14 protein-coding genes and 1 tRNA gene are annotated in these 18,974 nt (G+C 68.6%); 4 read left to right on the top strand and 11 right to left on the bottom strand.

What is annotated here, in order from left to right; translation table 11 throughout:
• The first annotated feature begins 70 nt into the window (after window positions 1–70).
• Window positions 71–934 (top strand): hypothetical protein, encoded by an 864-nt coding sequence (locus tag ELQ92_RS08395; protein ID WP_128498512.1) that lies wholly within the window; start codon window positions 71–73, stop codon window positions 932–934.
• 7 nt (window positions 935–941) lie between these two features.
• Here ELQ92_RS08395 and ELQ92_RS08390 read toward each other — a convergent pair whose 3' ends face one another.
• From ELQ92_RS08390 to ELQ92_RS08370, 5 genes are all read right to left on the bottom strand, one after another.
• A complete protein-coding gene (locus ELQ92_RS08390) occupies window positions 942–2,246 on the bottom strand; it encodes a CDP-glycerol glycerophosphotransferase family protein (RefSeq protein WP_128498511.1) in 1,305 nt (434 codons plus the stop codon).
• 66 nt (window positions 2,247–2,312) lie between these two features.
• Complete coding sequence (locus ELQ92_RS08385) at window positions 2,313–3,191, bottom strand: glycosyltransferase family 2 protein (RefSeq protein WP_128498510.1); 879 nt, start codon at window positions 3,189–3,191, stop codon at window positions 2,313–2,315.
• Window positions 3,184–3,999 carry a CDP-alcohol phosphatidyltransferase family protein gene (locus ELQ92_RS08380; protein WP_128498509.1) on the bottom strand — a complete coding sequence of 272 codons (816 nt, stop codon included), beginning with the start codon at window positions 3,997–3,999 and terminating at the stop codon, window positions 3,184–3,186. Before ELQ92_RS08380 ends, ELQ92_RS08385 begins: the two co-directional genes overlap by 8 nt.
• Entirely contained in the window at window positions 3,980–5,065 is a 1,086-nt protein-coding gene (locus tag ELQ92_RS08375; protein ID WP_128498508.1) for a glycosyltransferase family 2 protein, read from the bottom strand. Before ELQ92_RS08375 ends, ELQ92_RS08380 begins: the two co-directional genes overlap by 20 nt.
• A gap of 132 nt (window positions 5,066–5,197) precedes the next feature.
• Window positions 5,198–6,838 (bottom strand): S1C family serine protease, encoded by a 1,641-nt coding sequence (locus ELQ92_RS08370; protein WP_128498507.1) that lies wholly within the window; start codon window positions 6,836–6,838, stop codon window positions 5,198–5,200.
• A 232-nt stretch (window positions 6,839–7,070) separates the two neighbouring features.
• Between ELQ92_RS08370 and ELQ92_RS08365 the strand changes: the two genes are divergently transcribed.
• Entirely contained in the window at window positions 7,071–8,267 is a 1,197-nt protein-coding gene (locus ELQ92_RS08365; RefSeq protein WP_128498570.1) for an aminotransferase class I/II-fold pyridoxal phosphate-dependent enzyme, read from the top strand.
• Between the two features lie 6 nt (window positions 8,268–8,273).
• Here ELQ92_RS08365 and ELQ92_RS08360 read toward each other — a convergent pair whose 3' ends face one another.
• A complete protein-coding gene (locus ELQ92_RS08360) occupies window positions 8,274–9,266 on the bottom strand; it encodes a DNA topoisomerase IB (protein ID WP_128498506.1) in 993 nt (330 codons plus the stop codon).
• A gap of 40 nt (window positions 9,267–9,306) precedes the next feature.
• On the opposite strand from ELQ92_RS08360, the gene ELQ92_RS08355 reads away from it, so the two are divergent.
• Window positions 9,307–9,582, top strand: a complete 276-nt coding sequence (locus ELQ92_RS08355; RefSeq protein ID WP_128498505.1) for a hypothetical protein — start codon at window positions 9,307–9,309, stop codon at window positions 9,580–9,582.
• On the opposite strand, the gene ELQ92_RS08350 is transcribed toward ELQ92_RS08355, so the two are convergent.
• The 3 genes from ELQ92_RS08350 to ELQ92_RS08340 all read right to left on the bottom strand — a co-directional run bounded on the left by ELQ92_RS08350 (window position 9,564) and on the right by ELQ92_RS08340 (window position 13,860).
• Window positions 9,564–9,637, bottom strand: a tRNA-Met gene (locus ELQ92_RS08350). The two genes, ELQ92_RS08355 and ELQ92_RS08350, sit on opposite strands and share 19 nt — an antisense overlap.
• Before the next feature lie 93 nt (window positions 9,638–9,730).
• Window positions 9,731–12,664, bottom strand: a complete 2,934-nt coding sequence (locus ELQ92_RS08345; protein ID WP_166426743.1) for a UPF0182 family membrane protein — start codon at window positions 12,662–12,664, stop codon at window positions 9,731–9,733.
• Window positions 12,665–12,723: 59 nt separating this feature from the next.
• Complete coding sequence (locus ELQ92_RS08340; RefSeq protein WP_128498504.1) at window positions 12,724–13,860, bottom strand: YlbL family protein; 1,137 nt, start codon at window positions 13,858–13,860, stop codon at window positions 12,724–12,726.
• A 125-nt stretch (window positions 13,861–13,985) separates the two neighbouring features.
• On the opposite strand from ELQ92_RS08340, the gene ELQ92_RS08335 reads away from it, so the two are divergent.
• A complete protein-coding gene (locus tag ELQ92_RS08335) occupies window positions 13,986–15,407 on the top strand; it encodes a zinc-dependent metalloprotease (RefSeq protein ID WP_128498503.1) in 1,422 nt (473 codons plus the stop codon).
• 788 nt (window positions 15,408–16,195) lie between these two features.
• On the opposite strand, the gene ELQ92_RS08330 is transcribed toward ELQ92_RS08335, so the two are convergent.
• Window positions 16,196–17,938, bottom strand: a complete 1,743-nt coding sequence (locus tag ELQ92_RS08330) for an ATP-dependent helicase (protein ID WP_128498502.1) — start codon at window positions 17,936–17,938, stop codon at window positions 16,196–16,198.
• Window positions 17,935–18,960, bottom strand: a complete 1,026-nt coding sequence (gene nudC, locus ELQ92_RS08325) for an NAD(+) diphosphatase (RefSeq protein ID WP_128498501.1) — start codon at window positions 18,958–18,960, stop codon at window positions 17,935–17,937. Before nudC ends, ELQ92_RS08330 begins: the two co-directional genes overlap by 4 nt.
• Between the last annotated feature and the right edge of the window lie 14 nt (window positions 18,961–18,974).

Raw genomic sequence — 18,974 nt, 5'->3', positions numbered from 1 at the left:
TGGGGTGACACAGTCCGTCGGCCCGGGCAAGGCTCAGGGACCGTCCGGTCCGCACGCTTAGACTTCACGAGTGAGCCGAGAAGCGAAGGACAGTGCCGTGTCGTCGAACGACCAACCCGCGTGGGTCACCGGCCTCGATCGTCTTCTGGCCGTGCAGCGGCCGGTCGTCGTCGCCTCGGTGCGCGGTATCCGCAAGCGCTATCCCGGAGCGACCCCCGATCAACTCGTGAGGGTGCTCGAGCGACGGTATCTCACGGCGATCACGGCCGGCGGCGCCGCCGTCGGGGCCACCGCCATGGTTCCGGCGATCGGTACCGGCGTCACGCTCGCCCTGTCGGGAGTGGAGACGGCGGGCTTCCTCGAGACGACCGCCCTCTTCGCGCAATCCGTCGCCGAGGTCCACGGCATCGCGATCGATGACCCCGTCAGGGCGCGCGCTCTCGTGATGTCTCTCATGCTCGGACGGACGGGTTCCGACCTCGTGAAGCAGTTCACCGGGCAGGCACTCGGCCACGCTCCCGAGCGGAAGGCGTTCTGGGGCGAGATGGTGTCCTCCAGCATCCCGCAAGTCGTGATGGGCCCCGTCGCCGACGAGTTGAAGAAGCGATTCCTCCGGAAGTTCGCGGTCAACCACGGCGCTTCGCTCATCGGGAAGGCCGCTCCGTTCGGAATCGGTGCCGCCATCGGCGGGGTCGGGAACAACATCGCCGGACGTCAGGTGGTCACCGCTGCTCGGACCGCATTCGGCCCGGCGCCCTACGTGCTCCCCCTCGAACTCGAGACGATCATCGATGGGCGCGAGCCGCGCCGGAGACTGCCCTTCGTCCGCCGTCGGGCAATCACCGCCGGCGCAGACTCCCCCGGAGACGCCGCATTCACGGGCTCGATCTCGCCTGGGGTCGACGAGTCCGACTCCGACCTCCGGACCCGCTGACCCCGAACTAGTCGGTCTCGTCGTCGGGGTCGTCGGCCTCCGGCGAGTCGAAGGATCGTCCACGCGCCCGATCGGCGTCCGCATCCTCGGCGTGGAGTGCGGCGAAGTGCTCCCACTCGACCATGAGCCCGTCGACGGCCGCGTGGAACTTCCGTGTCGCCTCCCCCGGCGTCGGGTCGCCGAAGTAGTGGCGCGACCAGTGATCGATGCGCTCGAGCGTCTCATCGTCGTTCAGCAGGCGCTCGGACTCGGCGACGATCGAGGTCGCTCCGTCAGCGGTGAGCCACTCGCACGCCGTGAGATAGCCCTCGGAATCGACCACCGCGGCCGGATCCGCCGGCCGCGTGATGAGCAGCGGCTTTCCCGTCGCGAGCCGGTCGTAGACCATCGCGGAGATGTCGACGATCGCGACGTCGGCCGCGGACAGCTGCCAGCCGATCTCGGGACCGTCGTCGTAGACGTGGTGAGCGGCCGGATCCGAGCGATTCGCCTCGTCGAGCATCGCCACGATCGATCGCTTCGCGGCGCCGTACGCGGGGTCCACGACACCCGACCGGGGATGCGGCCGGAAGATGACGCGATGGCGACCCGTCGCGAGCAACTCCCGGACGAGCGCGACACCGTGGGAGGCGACGGAGCCGTACGCGGCGGACGCCCGGTCGCCTTCCCACGTTGGTGCGTAGAGTACGACCGTGCGGCCATCGGGCGTATAAGGCAGCGTCCCGGAGAAGTGATCGGCCTGAGGCCTGCCGATGGGGATCGCGCGCTTCTCGAGGTCGTAGTCCCAGAGGGCCCTGCTCAGCCGGTCGAGAGCCGCGTCACCGGCGACGAGACTGTAGTCGTACGCCTTGAACTGGTTGGTCATCATGTACATCTTGTCGCTCTCACCATGGTTGATGAACACGTGCCACATGCGCCCGTACCGGAACATCTGGAAGTTCTTGGCATTCTGGTTGACGTAGAAGACGATGCGGATGTCCTGCTCGGCGAGAGTCTGTTCCAGGGCGACGACCGTCCGGACGTAGGCGACCGGTACGGGCGATTCCTCGAGCAACGCCGCCGCGGCGGTCGCACTCCGGCTCAGGATCACGACGGGCCACTTCTCGGAGAGAGCGGCGAGCGGCTTGTACCACTGACGGATCTGGTACATGTTCACGGTGCCGTCGGCGAAGTAGACGGCGACCCGGAAGCGACCGGGCTCGAGCGCCGGGCGGGATGCGAGCGTGCGCGACAGTTCTCGCGACGCCGATCGCGAGGCGAGGGTCCTCCTGAGGAAGCGGAACGCTTTTCGTGCGTCGGTGAGAACTGCCATGGGTTCCACCCTAACCGCGGAAGATCACGGCCCGGATCAGGACGGTCCGGAGCTGATCAGCCGCGCCTAGACGACGGGCGGGCGACCGGCCCGCGCCATCCGCGCGACCGTCCTCCAGGACATCGGGCGCCGCTGCCCCGGTGATGACCGCCACCCCTCGAGCCATCCCCCGAACCACGGCGCGAGGGCGGAGGGGTGCCGCCACCAGCGCAGCAATGTGACCGCCGTCCATGACCCGACGTAGACCGGGATGAGCAGCACGGGCAGGTTGCGTCGCGCCAGCCACACTCGGTTCCTCGCGTTCATCCGGTAGTACTCGGCATGCCGGGTCGGGTGGACGATCGGGTGCACAGCGAGGAGTTCGCCGGCGTACCACGCACGCTTCCCCTGGTCCCACACGCGCCAGGCGAGTTCGATGCCCTCGTGGGCGTAGAAGAACTCGTCGCCCCACCCTCCGGCGCGGTCGAAGACCGACCGCGGGAGGATCACTGCCGCCTCCAGGCACGAGAAGACGTTGCTCGAGTGATGCCGGTCCCCCTTCCGCATGCGCGGGATCCAGCGTGCGGGCGGCTCCTCGTCGCCCGGGCCTTCGAGCCGTGGCTGGACGAGGCCGATGTCGGGATGCTGTTCGAGGAGAGCGATGGCATCGGCGAGGAAGTGCGGGTCGGGTACGCGTGCGTCGTCGTCGAGGAAGAAGACGTACTCCCCCGCGACTGCCGCGGCTCCTCTGTTGCGGCCAGCCGGGATCCCGACGTTCTCGGGGATCGCGAGGCCGCGCACGCCCATGGGAAGGTCGACCGGATCCCAGCCGTTGCCGACGACCACGACGTCGACCGACACCGCCTCTTGCGCGAGCACGCTCGCGATCCCGGCGGCGAGCTCCGCCGGTCGGCTCCCCTGCGTCAGGACGACGACGCCGACGGTCGATCCTCCGCGATCAGGCACTGACCCTCTTCGAGGCCATGATCGCGACGAAGTGGCCGACGAACGTGACGGACCCGAGTGCGAGCAGTCCGACGAGCGTCCAGCGCATCGCCGGCTCGTCGCCCACGAACACGCCGACGACCGCGCCCACGAAGATCACCATGGTGAGCTCGACGGAGTGGAACAAGCGGTGGAACGGGAGGAACCGGGCGATGCGGCGGGCGACGCTCAGCAATCCGCCCCGCGGCGCGCTCTCGCCCTCCGTGTAGGTGAGTCTTGTGGCCCCGAAATTCGCCCGTGCGACCCGCACCATGTCGTTGAGCGCCTTGTTGAGCACGATGACGAGGGCGAGGAGCGCGCCGAGGGTCGTCCACGCGAAATCCTCGGGCGCCGTCACGGGATACCCGGCGGCACGGATGGCCAGAGCAAGCGGGATGAGCGCCTCCGTCGAGTAGTGTCCGACCGCATCGAGGAACATGCCCGCGGGTGAAGACGTGCGGCGCCAGCGCGCGACCTCGCCGTCGCAGCAGTCCACGAGCATCTGCATCTGGCCGAGCACGAGGGCGAGCGCCGCACCCCAGAACCCCGGGATGAGCAGCGCCGCGGCGACGGACCATCCCGTGAGGATCATGAGACCAGTGACACCGTTCGCGCTGATCGACGTCTTGAGCAGCAGCCACGTCACGTAGGGCGAGAGGTCGCGGAGGTACAGCGAAGCCGTCCAGTGCTCGGCGTTCCGGCGGCTCCGCACCTCGGGCGGCTGGGCGACGGCGCGGAGTTCGGCGAAGCTGCGCGGCTTCGCCGGCCGCTCAACCGATTCGTGTGTCACTCGCGCCCTTCTTGTACGCCTGCGCCGCGATGTTGCTCGCGAGGGAGAGGTAACCGAGAACGAAACCGATCCCCCAGCAGAAGTGGATACACGGCAACACTACGAGAAACCAGGCGAACGTCGCGGCGCCGTCCCGGCGCGCGACGAGGACGGCGGCGAGGAGCACGATCACCGCATAGGCGAGAGGTGCGGCCCACCCGAGCAGCAGCACGGGGACACTGTGGCCGGCGACGCCGAGCGCGAGCCCGATCGCACCGAGGATCACACCCAGCGAGACCCCGACCACGAGGACCGGAGGCGCGAAATAGCGCAGGCTCCGAGAGGACGGGATGAGCCGCGTGAGTTCGCCGCGCCACAGCCCGGTGGAAAAGAACTGTCGACCGAGTCGGGAGAGGCTCGACCGCGGTCGGTACGTGACGCGCAAGTCGGGGGTGAACCAGACGGTGCCGCCGGTCGAGCGGATGCGCTCGTTGAGTTCCCAGTCCTGGCCGCGCTTGATGCGCTCGTCGAAGAGCCCGACCCTCTCGAGGGCACTGCGCCGGAAGACGCCGAGGTAGACGGTGTCGGCCGGCCCTTCCGCGCCGCCGACGTGGTGCGGAGTACCCCCGAGCCCGATTCGCGAGCCGTAGGCCCGCGCCACGGCCTTCTCGAAGGCCGTGGTACCGTGCGCGTCCATGATGCCGCCGACGTTGTCCGCGCCGGTCCGCTCGATCGTCTCCACCGCGATGCGCGCATAGTCGGTGGGAAGGACGGAGTGCGCGTCGACACGGATCACGATCGGGTGCCGCGATGCACGGATCGCGATGTTGAGTCCCGATGGCGTCGAACCCGCGGGGTTGTCGACGACCGTGATGCGCCCGTCGGCGCGGCCCATCTCCTCGACGAGCTCGTTCGTCCCATCGATCGACGGCCCGACGGCGACGACGACGTCGAACTCGCCGTCATAGTCCTGATCGAGGAGGCTCTGCACGGCCGCTCCGACGTGCGTGACGTCGTTGAGCACCGGCATGACGTAGGAGACGCCCGGCCGAGCCGTGGCCGGCTCTTCTCGCCGCGGTCGTTCCATGGTCTCCACTCGCATTTCGGTGCGCCCGAGCTTATCAGGGGGCGCCGCGCGATCTTCGGCGGGGGGGGTGCGGACGGGACGCGAACGGCCGCATCGATCGAGTCGACGCGGCCGTTCCGGCGATCCGCTCGCCTATTGCAGGTGGAGCTCGCCGAGCGTCACGTCGACGGTGTACTCCTGACCGTCGCGCTGGTACACCACCGTCGCCGTGGCTCCCGCGGCGAGAGCACGCACTTGGGCCGTCAGGTCGGTCGCGCCCGTGATGGGAACGCCGTTGAACGCGGTCACGACGTCACCGGATTGGATACCTGCTTCCTGAGCGGCTCCGCCCGACGTCACCTCGTTGATGACCGCGCCGGCCACGTTGCTTCCCTCGACAGTCGACGAGTCGCCGACCGTCGCGCCGAGGAGTCCGTGGCTGGCCTCCCCCTCGTCGATGATCTCGTTCGCGATGCGCTCGGCGACGTTCGACGGGATGGCGAAGCCGACGCCGATGCTGCCCGACTGCTCGGTCGAGGAGCTACCGGCGCTCGCGATCGCGACGTTGACGCCGATGAGCTCTCCGTTGTCGTCGACGAGCGCGCCTCCGGAGTTCCCCGGGTTGATCGCCGCGTCGGTCTGGACCACGGGGAGGGAGATGGACGACGTCGCTTGCGACCCCTGGTCCTCCTGGCCGGGGATCTCGAAGCCCCACTGGCCTCCGCCGTCACTGCCGTCCTCGCCCTCGGTGGTGTCCGGGACGGCCGACGAGGCCACCGTGATGCTGCGGTTGAGGGCACTGACGATTCCATCCGTGACCGTTCCGGCCAGTCCAAGAGGTGCCCCGATCGCGACGACGGTGTCTCCGACGTTGAGGTTCGACGAGTCGGCGAACTCCATGGAGGTCAGCCCCTCGGCATCCCCGAGCTTGATGACGGCGAGGTCGAAGACGGGGTCCGTGCCGACGATGGTCGCGCTGTACAACCGGCCACTGTTGTCGGTCACCTGGATGGACGGATCGGACACGCTCCCGTCGAGGGTCACGACGTGGTTGTTCGTGAGGACGTAGCCGTCGTCGCTCAGGATGATGCCGGAACCGGTCCCGGCTCCCTCGCTTCCCGCGACCGCGATCGTGACGACGCTCGGCGACGCCTTCGCGGCGACGGCGGTGGTCCGGTTCACGGAGTTGGTGTCGTTGATCGTGACGTTCTGGGTTCCCCCGGCGCTCGACGTCACGGCGGCGGGCGACTGTAGGCCGTTCACGAGCGCGAAGGTGCCGGCGCCCGATGCGCCTCCCACGAGCGCCCCGATCGCGAGTCCCGCGACGAGCATGGTCGACCCCCGCCGCTTGGTCGTGGAACGCGAGCCCTGTGGAGTCGGCACGGAGTACGTGGGGTTGCCGAATGCGTCACGGGAGACGGACGGGCCGGTGGGCTGACCTCCGGCCTGAGGGTGCCAGTCGCGGTGATCTCCGGGCCGTCCCGCCCCCGCACTCGCGGCTCCGGGTGCGTAGGCGGAGTGGGTCGGTGCCGACGGGGCCGCGAACGCGGCCGTTCCGTTCGCCGCCGGAGGCACGACGTGACCGGTGCCCGAGACGTGCGGAGTGATGGAGGGGTCCGCGGGACGAGGCGGCACATCGGCGGGCCATCCGCCGTGGCCGTGAGAATCCGACGAGGGGGCGGAACCCGATGCACCGGCTGTGGCGTCGGGCGAACCAGTGGGGCGCATCGGCTCCGTTCCGTCAGCGTGGTTCTCCGAAACCGGTTCGTTCGAGCCGGTGGTGTTCTCGGTCATGTGTGTTCTCCTTTTTCCAACCGACGTAAGCTTCGTCCCCGAGTCTGGACGTTTGGTCGACCATGTCTGTGAGCGGCCTTTGCCCCCGCCGAATCCCTGCTCCACGACGATGTACCTCGACCTCAATCGAGGATCGCAGACGCCGGCGGCTCGCGGGTGCTCCCTTGACAGCTCGGGCCCCGGTGACGGCGGACGTTTCGTTCCCCTCTCGCATGGCTACGCTGAACGCATGATGACACCGACGGGTCCGTGGCGCCGGACCGCCGCTGGAGCGGGCCTTCTGCGCGCCGACGGAACGACCGCACCGACGATCTTCGCCGAGATGAGTGCGCTCGCTGCGCGCAGCGGCGCGATCAACCTCGGCCAGGGCTTCCCGGATGAGGACGGGCCTGTCGAGGTCCTCACGGCGGCGCACGAGGCCATCGCGGCTGGGCTCAACCAATACCCCCCGGGTCGTGGTGTCCCGGACCTGCTCCACGCGATCGCGCGGCATCAACATCGCTTCTACGGCATGGCCGTCGACCCGGAGACCGAGGTGCTCGTCACCGCCGGGGCCACCGAGGCCCTGGCCGCGTCGATCCTCGCCCTCACGGAACCGGGCGATGAGGTCGTCGTATTCGAACCGTTCTACGACGCCTATGCCGGGCTGGTCGCACTCGCCGGCGCTCGCCTCGTTCCGGTTCCGCTCCGCTGGCCCGATTTCCGGCCTGACCCCGACGATCTCCGGAAAGCCGTCGGAGACCGGACGCGCGTCATCATCATCAACGACCCCCACAACCCCACCGGGACGACCTTCGATCGGGAGACGCGAGAGCTCCTCATCGAGCTCGCCCATCGGCATGACGCCTTCCTCCTGACGGACGAGGTGTACGAGCACCTCACATTCGAGAAACCGCACACCCCGATCGCGTCGATGCCGGGAGGCCGGGAGCGCACCGTCACGGTGTCCTCCGGGGGCAAGACGTTCAACACGACCGGCTGGAAGGTGGGATGGCTCACCGCTCCTCCCGAGGTCGTCACGGCGATCCTCACCGTGAAGCAGTTCCTCACGTACGTGAACGCCTCACCCTTCCAACCCGCCATCGCGCGGGGTCTCGACCTCGGGGAGGAGGTGTTCGACGGGATCGCTCGTGAACTCGAGGCGAGGCGCGACATCCTCGTCGGTGGTCTCCGAACCGCCGGTTTCGACGTATCCGTCCCGGACGGCTCCTACTTCGTCGTCGCGGACGCGCGCCCGCTCGGTTTCGCCGACGCACGTGAGCTGTGTCTCGCGCTCCCCCGCCTCGCCGGCGTCGTCGCCGTACCCGTGTCGGCATTCGTCGGCGAGACGAATCGCTCCGACTACGCGTCGCTCGTCCGGTTCGCATTCTGCAAGCGCCGCCCGGTGCTCGACGCGGCGGCGAGCGGGCTGCGGCGACTCGCGGGCTGACGAGGCCTACTCGATGACCTCGGCGGCGCCCGGACGCAAGAGCTCGACGAGGGCGACCTCCCCCGCGTGGCCGCGGGCGGGCCTGGCAGTCCGGCCGTTCTCGTACAGGGTCAGCACCCGGGGGTCGATGTAGCTCGAGCGCGCGATCGTCGGGGTGTTCCCGAGGTGACTCGATGCCTCCTTCACCGCAGCGACGACTGCCTTCTTGCGGCCCGTCATGGTCTCCTCCGGCCCGCTGCGCGCGAGCGATTGCGCCGCGACGGACGACCCGTGCAGCGTTCGAAAGTCCTTGGCGCTGAAGTGTTCGCCGACGAGCCCTCGGATGTAGTCGTTCGCGTCCTCGGCCGAGAGCGTCTTCCAACGCCTCCCCGTCTTCCACGCGAACACCCGCGACGCCTTGCCGCGGCGCCGCCTGAGCGCCCGGAGGACGTCGGCGAGGTCGGAGTCGAGGATCTCCGAGTGCCACTGCTGAGAACTCTTGCCCGGGAAGTGCAGTGTCACGAGGTCCCCCGACAGGAGCAGGTGCTGACCCAGCAGCGTGGACAGGCCGTACGAGCCGTTCTCGTCGGCGTACCGGTCGCCGCCGATCCGCGGCGCTGCCGAATCGAGGATACGGAACATGGCCGCGAGCACCGCGTCGCGCGAGGTCGGGTCGCCGCGGAGATGCCGCGTGACCGTCGGGCGCACACCGGGAAGCGACTCCGCGAGGTCGAGGCAGCGCTCGAACTTCGCGACATCCTGCTTCTCGCGCCAGGTCTCGTGATAGATGTACTGTCGGCGACCGGCGGCGTCCGTCCCGACGGCTTGGATGTGCCCGTTGGGATAGGGCGAGATCCATACGTCCGACCAGGCCGGAGGGATGACGAGATCCATGATCCGGCCTCGCGCCTCCGGGTCAGTGATCGTCCGTCCTTGCTCATCGAGGTACCGGAATCCCCGGCCTGAACGACGACGCGTCCAACCGGGGCCTGACGCGACGCTTCGACGCAACCTGACCATGCCGTCACAGTAGGCGCGCGGGCGCGCCGGCCGCCGCCCCGTGCGCGCGGGCGCCCCGGCTGCTATAGGAGCGGCTCCCGAGCACACCCGCGGGGAAGACGTCGGCGCCGAAGCCGAGACGACGAGGACCGACCGGAGAGGCCCCGAAGAGAAGAAGAGCTCGGAGAGCGAAAAGACCCTGAGCGAAGGAAAGACCCTCAGCGAAGACAGACCCGGGGACAAGAAAAGGCCCGAGGACAAGAAAAGGCCCGAGGACAAGAAAAGGCCCGGAATCGTAATGATTCCGGGCCTTCTTTGTTGCGGGGGCAGGATTTGAACCTACGACCTCTGGGTTATGAGCCCAGCGAGCTACCGAACTGCTCCACCCCGCGGCACAAGAATTTACTCTAGCACGACTTTCGACGTGCGTCGAATCGAGGCACGAGCGGGGGCGGGGCGGTTGACCGACCGCCCCCGTCATCCGGTCAACCGCCGAGGAGCTCCAGGGCTCGCTCCACCGCAGCCGAGAGGCGGGCGTCGGCTTCGCCGAAGGCCGCGAAGTCGCCATCCTCGAGCGCCGCTTGCTTCGCCTCCATGGCTGCTTGGGCCTCCGCGAGGGCTGCCGCGAGTTCGCCATCCGCGCCCGTCGGCGGCGTCTCCGAACCGTCGCCGGGGTCGGCGGGCTCCGTGGGTTCGGTCGGCGTCTCCTCGCCTTCACCCTCGCCGCCCTCGACCGGCACATCGCCGTCGCCGGCACTCGCTCCCGAGTCGCCGCCGAAGAGCGAATCGAGTGCTTGGTCGAGGGTGTCTTCGAAGGCGATCTCGTCACCGAAGCCCACGAGGACCTTCTGCAGCACGGGGTAGCTCGTCTCACCGGTGCTCTGGACGTACACGGGCTGCACGTAAAGCAATCCACCGCCGACCGGGAGGGTCAGCAGGTTGCCGTTGAGCACGTCGGTCTGGCCCTGGCGCAGGATGTTGATGAGCGACGACACGGCCTGATCCGAATTGAAGTCGTTCTGCATCTGACCGGGTCCGGGAACCGTCGACTCGTCCGGCATCGTCAACAGGCGCAGGGCTCCGTACCCCTCCCCCTTGACGCCGTCCTCGCCGCCCGCGTCAGCGTCGACCGCGAGGTAACCCTTGAGGACGTTCGAGGCGTCCTCGCTCGAGGCTCCACGCGGGATGAAGGTGGAGTACAACGAGAATGACGGTGTCTCCTGTCCCGGCATCTGCAGGGTCAGGTAGTACGGCGGCTGCAGGCTGTTGGTCGAGGCGTCCTCCTGGGGATCCGCCGGGGTCTGCCACGCGTCGGTACGCGAGTAGAAACGACCCGCGTCCGTGACGTGGTACTGACCCAGGATCGAGCGCTGGACCTTGAAGAGGTCGGTCGGGTAGCGCACGTGACTCATGAGGTCGCCCGACATCTCGCTGATCGGCTTGAGCGTGGACGGGAAGATCTTCTGCCACGTCTGAAGCACGGGATCCTCGTCATCCCAGGCGTAGAGCGTGACGGTTCCGTCGTATGCGTCGACGGTCGCCTTGACCGAGTTGCGGATGTAGTTGATGTCGTCGATCGCATACCGCTGAGCCTCGGAGTCCGAGTCCGCGATGGAGTTCGACAGGCTCACCGTACGCGAGTAGGGATACGCGTCGGAGGTGGTGTAGCCATCGACGATCCAGACGACCTTTCCGTCAACGACGCTCGGGTACGGGTCGGAATCGAGCGTGAGGTAGGGAGCCACCTTCTGGATCCGGTCGACCGGGTTGCGGTCGTAGAGGATCTGCGACTCGCTGTTGACGGCGTCCGAGAGGAAGATCTGCTCCGACTGGAACTTGAGCGCGTAGACGAGACGGTTGAACACGGTGTCGAGCTTCGGACCGGCGTCGCCGGAGAACGTGTTGTAGGTCTCGGATTCGCCGTCCTCTCCCGACGGGTAGTCGAGTTCGCGCGGGTCGGCTCCCTCGGGAGCGCCGACGATCGAGTAGGCGGGCGATTGCTCGCCGAAGTAGATGCGGGGCTGGTACTCACCGAGTTCACCGCTCGTCGGGATGCCCGACTCGAAGAAGACGGGCTGCCCGTCGGCCGATCGCTGATTGCCGTACGCAGCAACGACGCCGTAGCCGTGTGTGTAGACGACGGTGTTGTTGTACCAGGAGGAACCGTCTCCGAGGCCCGACTGTCGTAGCTCGCGGACCGCGATCACGGTGTCCTGACTCTCGCCGTCGATGTCGTAGCGGTCGACGTCGAGCTCGCTGTTGAAGCCGTAGTAGGTCTTGAACCGTTCGAGCTGAGCGACCGCCGGGCTCACGAGAGCCGGGTCGATGATCCGAATCGAGGCCGTGGTCTCCGCGTCTGATCGCAGCGCGCCGGGAGAGGCCTCCGTCGTCGCCGAATACGGCACCTCTTCCACCTCCGCCACGTCGAACGCGTCACGCGTGAGGTCGATGTTCCGCTGGATGTACGGCGCCTCGAGCACACGAGCATTCGGGTCGACGGTGAAGCGCTGCACGACCCACGGGTAGAGCGAACCGAGGACGACGGAGGCGACCAGGAGGAGGGCAGTGCCCACGAGAGGGAAGCGCCAGCGACCGATGAAGGCCGTGACGAAGAACAGCAGGGCGATGAGAAGGGCGATTCCCGCGAGGATCTGCCGTGCCCAGATGGTCGCGTTGACGTCCGTGTAGCTCGCTCCCGTGATGAGGTCGCCGGTCTGCGTGAGGGTCGTGTACTGGTCGAGCCAGATGCTGACGGCCTGCAGAAGGAGGTAGAGACCCGCCAGGACGGCGATCTGGATGCGTGACGACTTCGAGATGCGCAGTTCGCGGCCGTTCACGCGGATCGAGCCGTAGAGGTACGAGACGGCCACCGTGAGGAGCAGAGCGATCAGGATGACGGCCGATGCGAACGACACGACCCCGCGATAGAACGGGAGCTCGAACAGGTAGAACGACAGATCCAGTCCGAACTGCGGATCGGTCGACCCCGTGACCGTCCGGTTCAGCCAGAGGAGAGTCGCCTCCCACCGGCTCGACGCGGAGAGACCCGCGAACAGACCGAGGACGGCCGGGATGGCCCACATGGCGAGCCGCCGAAGCGGTTCGACGAGCTCCTGGTAGCGGTCGAGCTGCGAGTTGAGCTTCGCGTAGACGGGCCTCAGGCGGTACGCGAGGTTGATCGTGAGCCAGACCGGGAGCGCCATACCGACGAAACCGATCACGAACATCACCGCGATGGCGGCCCATTGCGTCGTGAGGACGGAGGTGTACCCGAGTTGCGAGAACCACAGGTAGTCGGTGTACAGGCTCGTGAAGAGGAAGAACGCCACGACGAGCGCACCGACCACGACGAGCGTGACGGCGAGCGGCAGACGTCTCCTGTTGGGCGACTCGGAGCGGACGGTGGATGCAGAGGTCATTGCGTGTTGGCCTTCATCGGTCGGGGGTTGACTGCAATCCTACGTGCGATGCCTGACAGTCAGCCCGCGAGGACGTCTTCACACGTGGGTAACGCTTCCACGTCGCCGTCGCCGCCGACCGCCGCGAGAGCGTCGAGGGCCTCGTCGAGCGTCGCGACGGGAATCACGTCGAGGTCGCCGGGCACGTGGTCGACGACCTCGTCGCAGTTGGTGGCCGGAGCCAGGAAGAACTCCGCTCCGGCGTCGTCGGCGCCGTAAAGCTTCTGTCGGATTCCCCCGATGGCGCCGACGGAACCTTCGTCGTTGATCGTGCCGGTGCCGGCGATCGATCGGCCGTCGGTCAGCGGGCCCTCCGTGACCTTGTCGATGATCCCGAGCGCGAACATCATCCCCGCGCTCGGACCACCGACGTTCTCGAGCTGGATGGAGACGTCGAAGGGGAACTCGTAGGTACTCGACGGGACGATGCCAACGGCGACGCTCGAGCTCCCGTCGTCGAGGGTCTGTTCCGCCGGTGTGACGTCGACGGTCTCGTCGGCACCGTCGCGGCGGACGTCGAAGGAGACCGCGCGCGAGGGACCGTTGTCCGCGATGATCCGTCGCAGCGTGGCCTCGGTGTCCACGGCCTCGCCGTTGGCGCGCAGGATGACGTCTCCGACTTCGAGCCGCCCCTCGGCGGGAGCGCCCTCCGGGATGTCGGCGACGACGACCTCCTCCTCGATGTCGTAGTCGAGGGCACGGAGCGCAGCCGCGACGGCGGTCTGTTGAGAGTCGGTCATGAGGGCGGCGTTCTCTTCGTCACGCTGCTCGGACGTCGTCCCGGGCGGGTAGACGGCATCGATGGGGAGCACGGCCTTGCTGGAGTCGAACCACGACGTCGCGACCTCGAACCAGTTCGGGCGCTGCTCAGGAGTGCCGACCACGCTCACCGTGAGCATGTCGAGCGAGCCCTCGGTCTCGAAGGTCTCGGTCCCGGAGATCTCGATCATGGGAACGTCTTCGCCTTCCTCACCCGTCGGGACACTGCCGAGCGTGTCGAAGACGGGGCCGGGCTGCTGGATGACGTAGGGGCTCGGGGCGAGGGCGAGCGCTGCGAGGAGTACGAACGCGACGACGAGTGCGACCCCGCCGGCGGTCACCCGTCGACGCGGGCGTGTGTCGGCGGGCACGACGGGATCGTCGGCGAAGAGAGACACGGAGGGGGGTCCTTTCTGCGGTGTTCGCGGCGGGCGGACGACCCCCTGCCCGTGCCACGACTTTCCGTCAGGTTCAGCGACTAGCGTAGATGGCCCGACACGGTGCTCGCTGGAAGGTGACCGAGATGGCTGAAGACGACGACAAGTCCCCCGAGGACGAACTGCGCGACATGCTCCGCGACCTGCTGTCCGGACAGGGCGGAGTCGACCCGAGCCGGCTCGCCGGCGTCGCGGGTCTCCCCTCCGACCCGACGGCCCTCGCCGCCATGATGGCCCAGTTCCAGGCCGCGCTCCAGAACCAGGGCGACGGTATCGACTGGAAGGTCTCGACCGACCAGGCGACGACGATTGCGACGACCGGTGCGACCTCCTCGTCGACCGATGAGCGATTCGCACTCGAGCAGGCCTTCCACGTCGCCTCGTTGTGGCTCGCCGACGCGACGAACATCACCGAGTTGACGCAGGAGCCGCGACTGCTGACGCGGGCCGAGTGGGTGCGTGCGAGCATGCCCGTGTGGGCGCAACTCGCAGAGCCGGTCGCGACGAGCATCTCCGACGCCCTCACACGCGTTCTCGAGGAGCAGGCTCCCGAGGAGCTGCAGAGCATGATCGCCGGCGCGAGCAAGATGCTCCGCGGCATCGGCGGCACGATGTTCGCGATGCAATTGGGTCAGGTCGTCGGCCAGTTGTCGACGGAGGTGGTGTCCGGCGGCGACGTCGGCATCCCCCTCCTCGACGACAACGTCGCGGCGATCATCCCGCAGAACGTCCGGGCCTTCGGCGAGGGCCTCGAACTCTCGGACGACCAAGTGCACTTGTACCTCGCCGTCCGCGAACTCGCGCACGCGCGACTGTTCCGGCACGCCCGTTGGCTGCGCCTCCACCTCATCTCCTCGATCACGGAGTTCGCACGTGGCATCCGCGTCGACACCGTGCGTCTCGAGTCGTTGGCCGAGGGATTCGATCCGTCGAACCCCGAGGAGTTGAGGGCCGCTCTCGTGGACGGTTCCCTGATTCCGCCGAAGAGCGAGTCGCAACTCGCGACGCTCGCGCGACTCGAGACCACGCTCGCCCTGGTCGAGGGGTGGGTGGACGTCATCACCGCGTCCGCAACCCGACGTCTTCCGAACGCCGACGCCGTCGCCGAGACCGTGCGCCGCCGTCGTGCGACGGGCGGTCCGGCGGAGTCGGCGTTCGCCACCCTCGTCGGGCTCGAGCTGCGGCCCCGCAGACTCCGGGAAGCCGCGGCCATGTGGCAAGCCGTCACCGACGCCGTGGGTCCGGACCTGCGCGACTCATTGTGGTCGCACCCGGATCTCATGCCCGTCGCGTCCGACATCGACGATCCGAGCCGTCTCATCGCCGCCCTCGAGGCGAAAGCCCGCGGCGAGGAGCCGGAACTCGACGAGATGGACACGGCTCTCGAGGCCCTGCTGCGTGGTGAGGGGCGTGGCGGCGCCGGTCACGGGGACGTCGACGGGCGCGCCGTCGACGGCGGCGCCGCCGACGGCGGATCGCCGAGGGAGGATCCGCCACCGCACGTGTGAGCGGTTCCCCCTCGCGGGGCCGGTACGGCGTGGAAGAGCCTGTGGAGAGCGGCTCCCTCCGACGGGCTCCGTGGGTCACCATGTCCGCATGATCCTGCGCATCGATGAGAACCGGTGCGTCGTCTGGCGCACGCCGACGACGTTGCAATTCGGGCTCGGCCGCGACGCCGTGGTCCTCGACGACATCTCACCGCTCGACGAGCGACTCGTCTCGGCGCTCATCGCCGGGACCACGCCCGCAGCCCTCGCCGTCCTCGCGCGGCATGCCGGCGGCACCTCCGCGGACGCCGAACGACTGACCCGACGAGTCTCCGCGGCGCTCACGCGAGACGGCGCTCGGGCGCCCCGCATCCGGCTCGCGATCGACGGCCGCGGCCCCACCGCCGCCCGCATCGCCGAACTCGCGGTGTCGGACGATCGCCTCGAGGTGGTCACGGACGTCGATCTCGCAGAGGTCGCGGTCATCGTCGCCCGCTACTCCGTTCCTCCCTCGCGGTACGCGCGCTGGCTGAACCGCGACGTCGACCATCTCGCCATCGTCCACGGCGACCGGTCCACGACCGTCGGCCCGTTCGTCCGCCCCGGATCGGGACCCTGTCTGTACTGCCTCGATCGCGCCCGCTCGGACGCGGACGCCGCCTGGCCCGCGATCGCGAGTCAGCTCGAGGGTCGAGTCTCCCCTCGGGAGACCGGTCCCTTCGTGTCGGAGATCGCCTCGCTCGCGCTCCGCCTCGTCTCGACGCGCACCCCCGACTCGCGGGACGTCCTCATCGATCGTTCGCTCGAGATCAACGATTCGCCGATCCCCGTCGTCCACCGGCACCGCGCGCATCCGGAGTGCGGATGCCGATCTCTGCGAGGAAGCGAGACGGTTCGCGCGGCATCGTCGACCGTGCGCCGTACTGCGCCCAGGACACTCGGAGTCGACGACGTGCCCGCGTGACACCGACGTAGAGCAGACGGCGCTCCTCGTCGATCTGATCGAACGACTTCGCGTAGCTGATCGGGACGAGCCCCTCCGAGAGCCCCACGAGGAAGACCGTGTCCCACTCGAGACCCTTGGATGCGTGCAGCGTGGCGAGCGTCACGGCATCGAGCGTCGGTTCGTGCTGCGCGGATTGGCGCTCGAGGAGCTCGTCCGTGAACTGGCGCAACGTCGTGTCGGGGGCGGCACTGTCGACGAGCCCCATGATCGCGTTGAGCGCCTCCCACCGGTCCCGCACGGCACCACGCTGCTCCGGGGCCACATGCGTCCATCCGAGCGATCGGAGCACGTCACTCACCGATTTGAAGAGCGGCTCTCCCGTGACGGCGACGGAGGCGCCTCGAAGGGCGAGGATCGCCTGCTTGACCTCGGGCAGGTCGAAGAAGCGCGTCGCACCGCGCACGTGAGAGGTGATGCCACGGTCCGCGAGCGCGCGTTCGATGGCGGCCGCCTGGACGTTGATGCGGTAAAGCACCGCGATGTCGGATGCCGGAGTGCCGGAGCGGACGAGGCCGGCGACCGCGTCCGCGACCCCTGACGCTTCCGCGGAGTCGTCGGAGTACACGGATCCCGCCGGCAGTCCGGACTCGAACTCGCCCGCGACGTCCTCCGCCGATCCGGGCGCGGCCGTCAGAGACAGGGCGCCCGGGCGGCCACGCATGAGTCGGTTCGCCGTGTCGACGACGGAGCGGGAGGAGCGGTAGTTGTGCTCGAGACGGACGACGAGGGCGTCCTCGTGCGCGCGCTCGAAGTCGAGCAGGTAGGAGGACGACGCCCCCGCGAACGAGTAGATCGTCTGGCTCGCGTCACCCACGACGCAGACGTCACGACGGTCGCCGAGCCAGAGCTCGAGGAGTCTCTGCTGCGCCGGCGAGACGTCCTGGTACTCATCGACGACGAAGAAGCGGTACTGCTCACGCACCTGGAGGGCTACTCGAGGCTCCTGCTCGAGCATGCCGGCGCACGCGAGGAGCACATCCTCGAAGTCGAACTGCCGCCGCTCGTCCTTGAGCGACTCGTACGCGCGCTGCAGGTCGATGACCATGTCGGTCGTGAGCGAACCGGGCGCTGGCCGCCCTGCCGCGGCGTAGTCGTCGATCCCCCGCCCCGTGATCTTCCGCCATTCGATCTCCGAGGCCACATCGCGGAGGGTCGCGGTGTCGACGGCGATGCGTGCCCGGTCGGCCGCGTGAGCCAAGAGGGTCGCCTTCTTCGTGACGACCTGCGGAAGTGTGCCCCCGACGACTTGCGGCCAGAAGTAGCCGAGCTGGCTGAGCGCTGCAGCGTGGAAGGTGCGCGCCGACACTCCCCCGGCGCCGAGACCCCGGAGCCGCGACTTCAATTCCGCGGCGGCGCGCGCGGTGAAGGTCAGCGCGAGCACACGGTTCGGCGCGTAGGTCCCGGTCGCGACTCCGTGCGCGATGCGGTGGGTGATCGCCCGCGTCTTCCCGGTACCGGCGCCGGCGAGGATGCACACCGGTCCGCGGAGCGCTTCGGCCGCCGTCCTCTGCTGCTCGTCCAACCCGGCGAGGAGATCGACGGTCACGATCCGATCGCGCCGTTCGAGGGGCCAGCGCCGTTCGAGGGACGCGTGCGGTTCGAGAGATCAGCGCCATTCCCGGGATCCGTGCCGTTCGCGATCCAGTCGTCGATGATGGCACGCGCGATCGATGTGCTACCCGGCAGGGTGACGTCCGACGTGCCGGAGGTCAGCTCCGCTCGTGTGAACCAACGGACGTCGGCCAGTTCGTCCTCATCCGGACGGACGTCGGCCGGGTCTTGACCATCGGCCAATTCCGCGTGGAAGCCGAACATGATCGATCGCGGGAACGGCCAGGGTTGCGAACCGAGGTAGGTCGGCGCACCCAACCGCATGCCCGACTCCTCGTGCACCTCCCGGAGCACCGCCGCTTCGAGCGACTCGCCGGCCTCGACGAAGCCCGCGAGCAGGGAGTAGCGCCCCTCCGGCCAGAGCACGCTCGATCCGAGCAGGATGCGGTCGTCGTGAACGATCCGGACGATGACCGCTGGATCCGTCCGGGGGAAGTGCTCGGCGTGGCACTGCGGACACGCGCGCATCCAACCGGATCGTCTCACGCTCGTGGCGGCCCCGCAATTCGCGCAGAACCGCGACACGCGATGCCAGTTCGAGATGGCCAGCGCCTCGGCAGCGATGCCCGCGTCGCGGTCCGAAAGCCGGTGGGCGACGTCGCGCGGGCTCATCCACTCGCCGTCGTCCGCCGCCCGCGCGGACGTCCGGTCGGACGGCGCGTCGCCCTCTGTCAGGAGGAGGACGGGAATCCCGGCGGCCACTCCCCCCTCGTCGGCTAGCGTGCGGCCGAGGTACACGACCTCTTCAGGGTCCGGTCGTGCGACGGAGCCCACCTCCTCGAACACGATGGCGTCGGCTCGGATGGGGAGGCGGCCGCCGCGGAGCCGGACCACGCGGGTCGACGGGTCGTCGAGCGCCGACGACAGGAAGTCCTGGCTGGTCCGAGCCACCTCGTCCCGGTCGAGGGCCGAGCGGGACAGCGGGAAGTCACCCAGCGGGCGGACACGAGAGATCATCGAACCCCAATCGG

Origin of the sequence: Labedella populi (assembly GCF_004078655.1) — a bacterium.
GTDB classification, from domain to species: Bacteria; Actinomycetota; Actinomycetes; order Actinomycetales; family Microbacteriaceae; genus Labedella; species Labedella populi.
The sequence above is the reverse complement of the archived record's forward strand: the minus strand, read 5'-3'. Positions and strand labels throughout refer to the sequence as shown.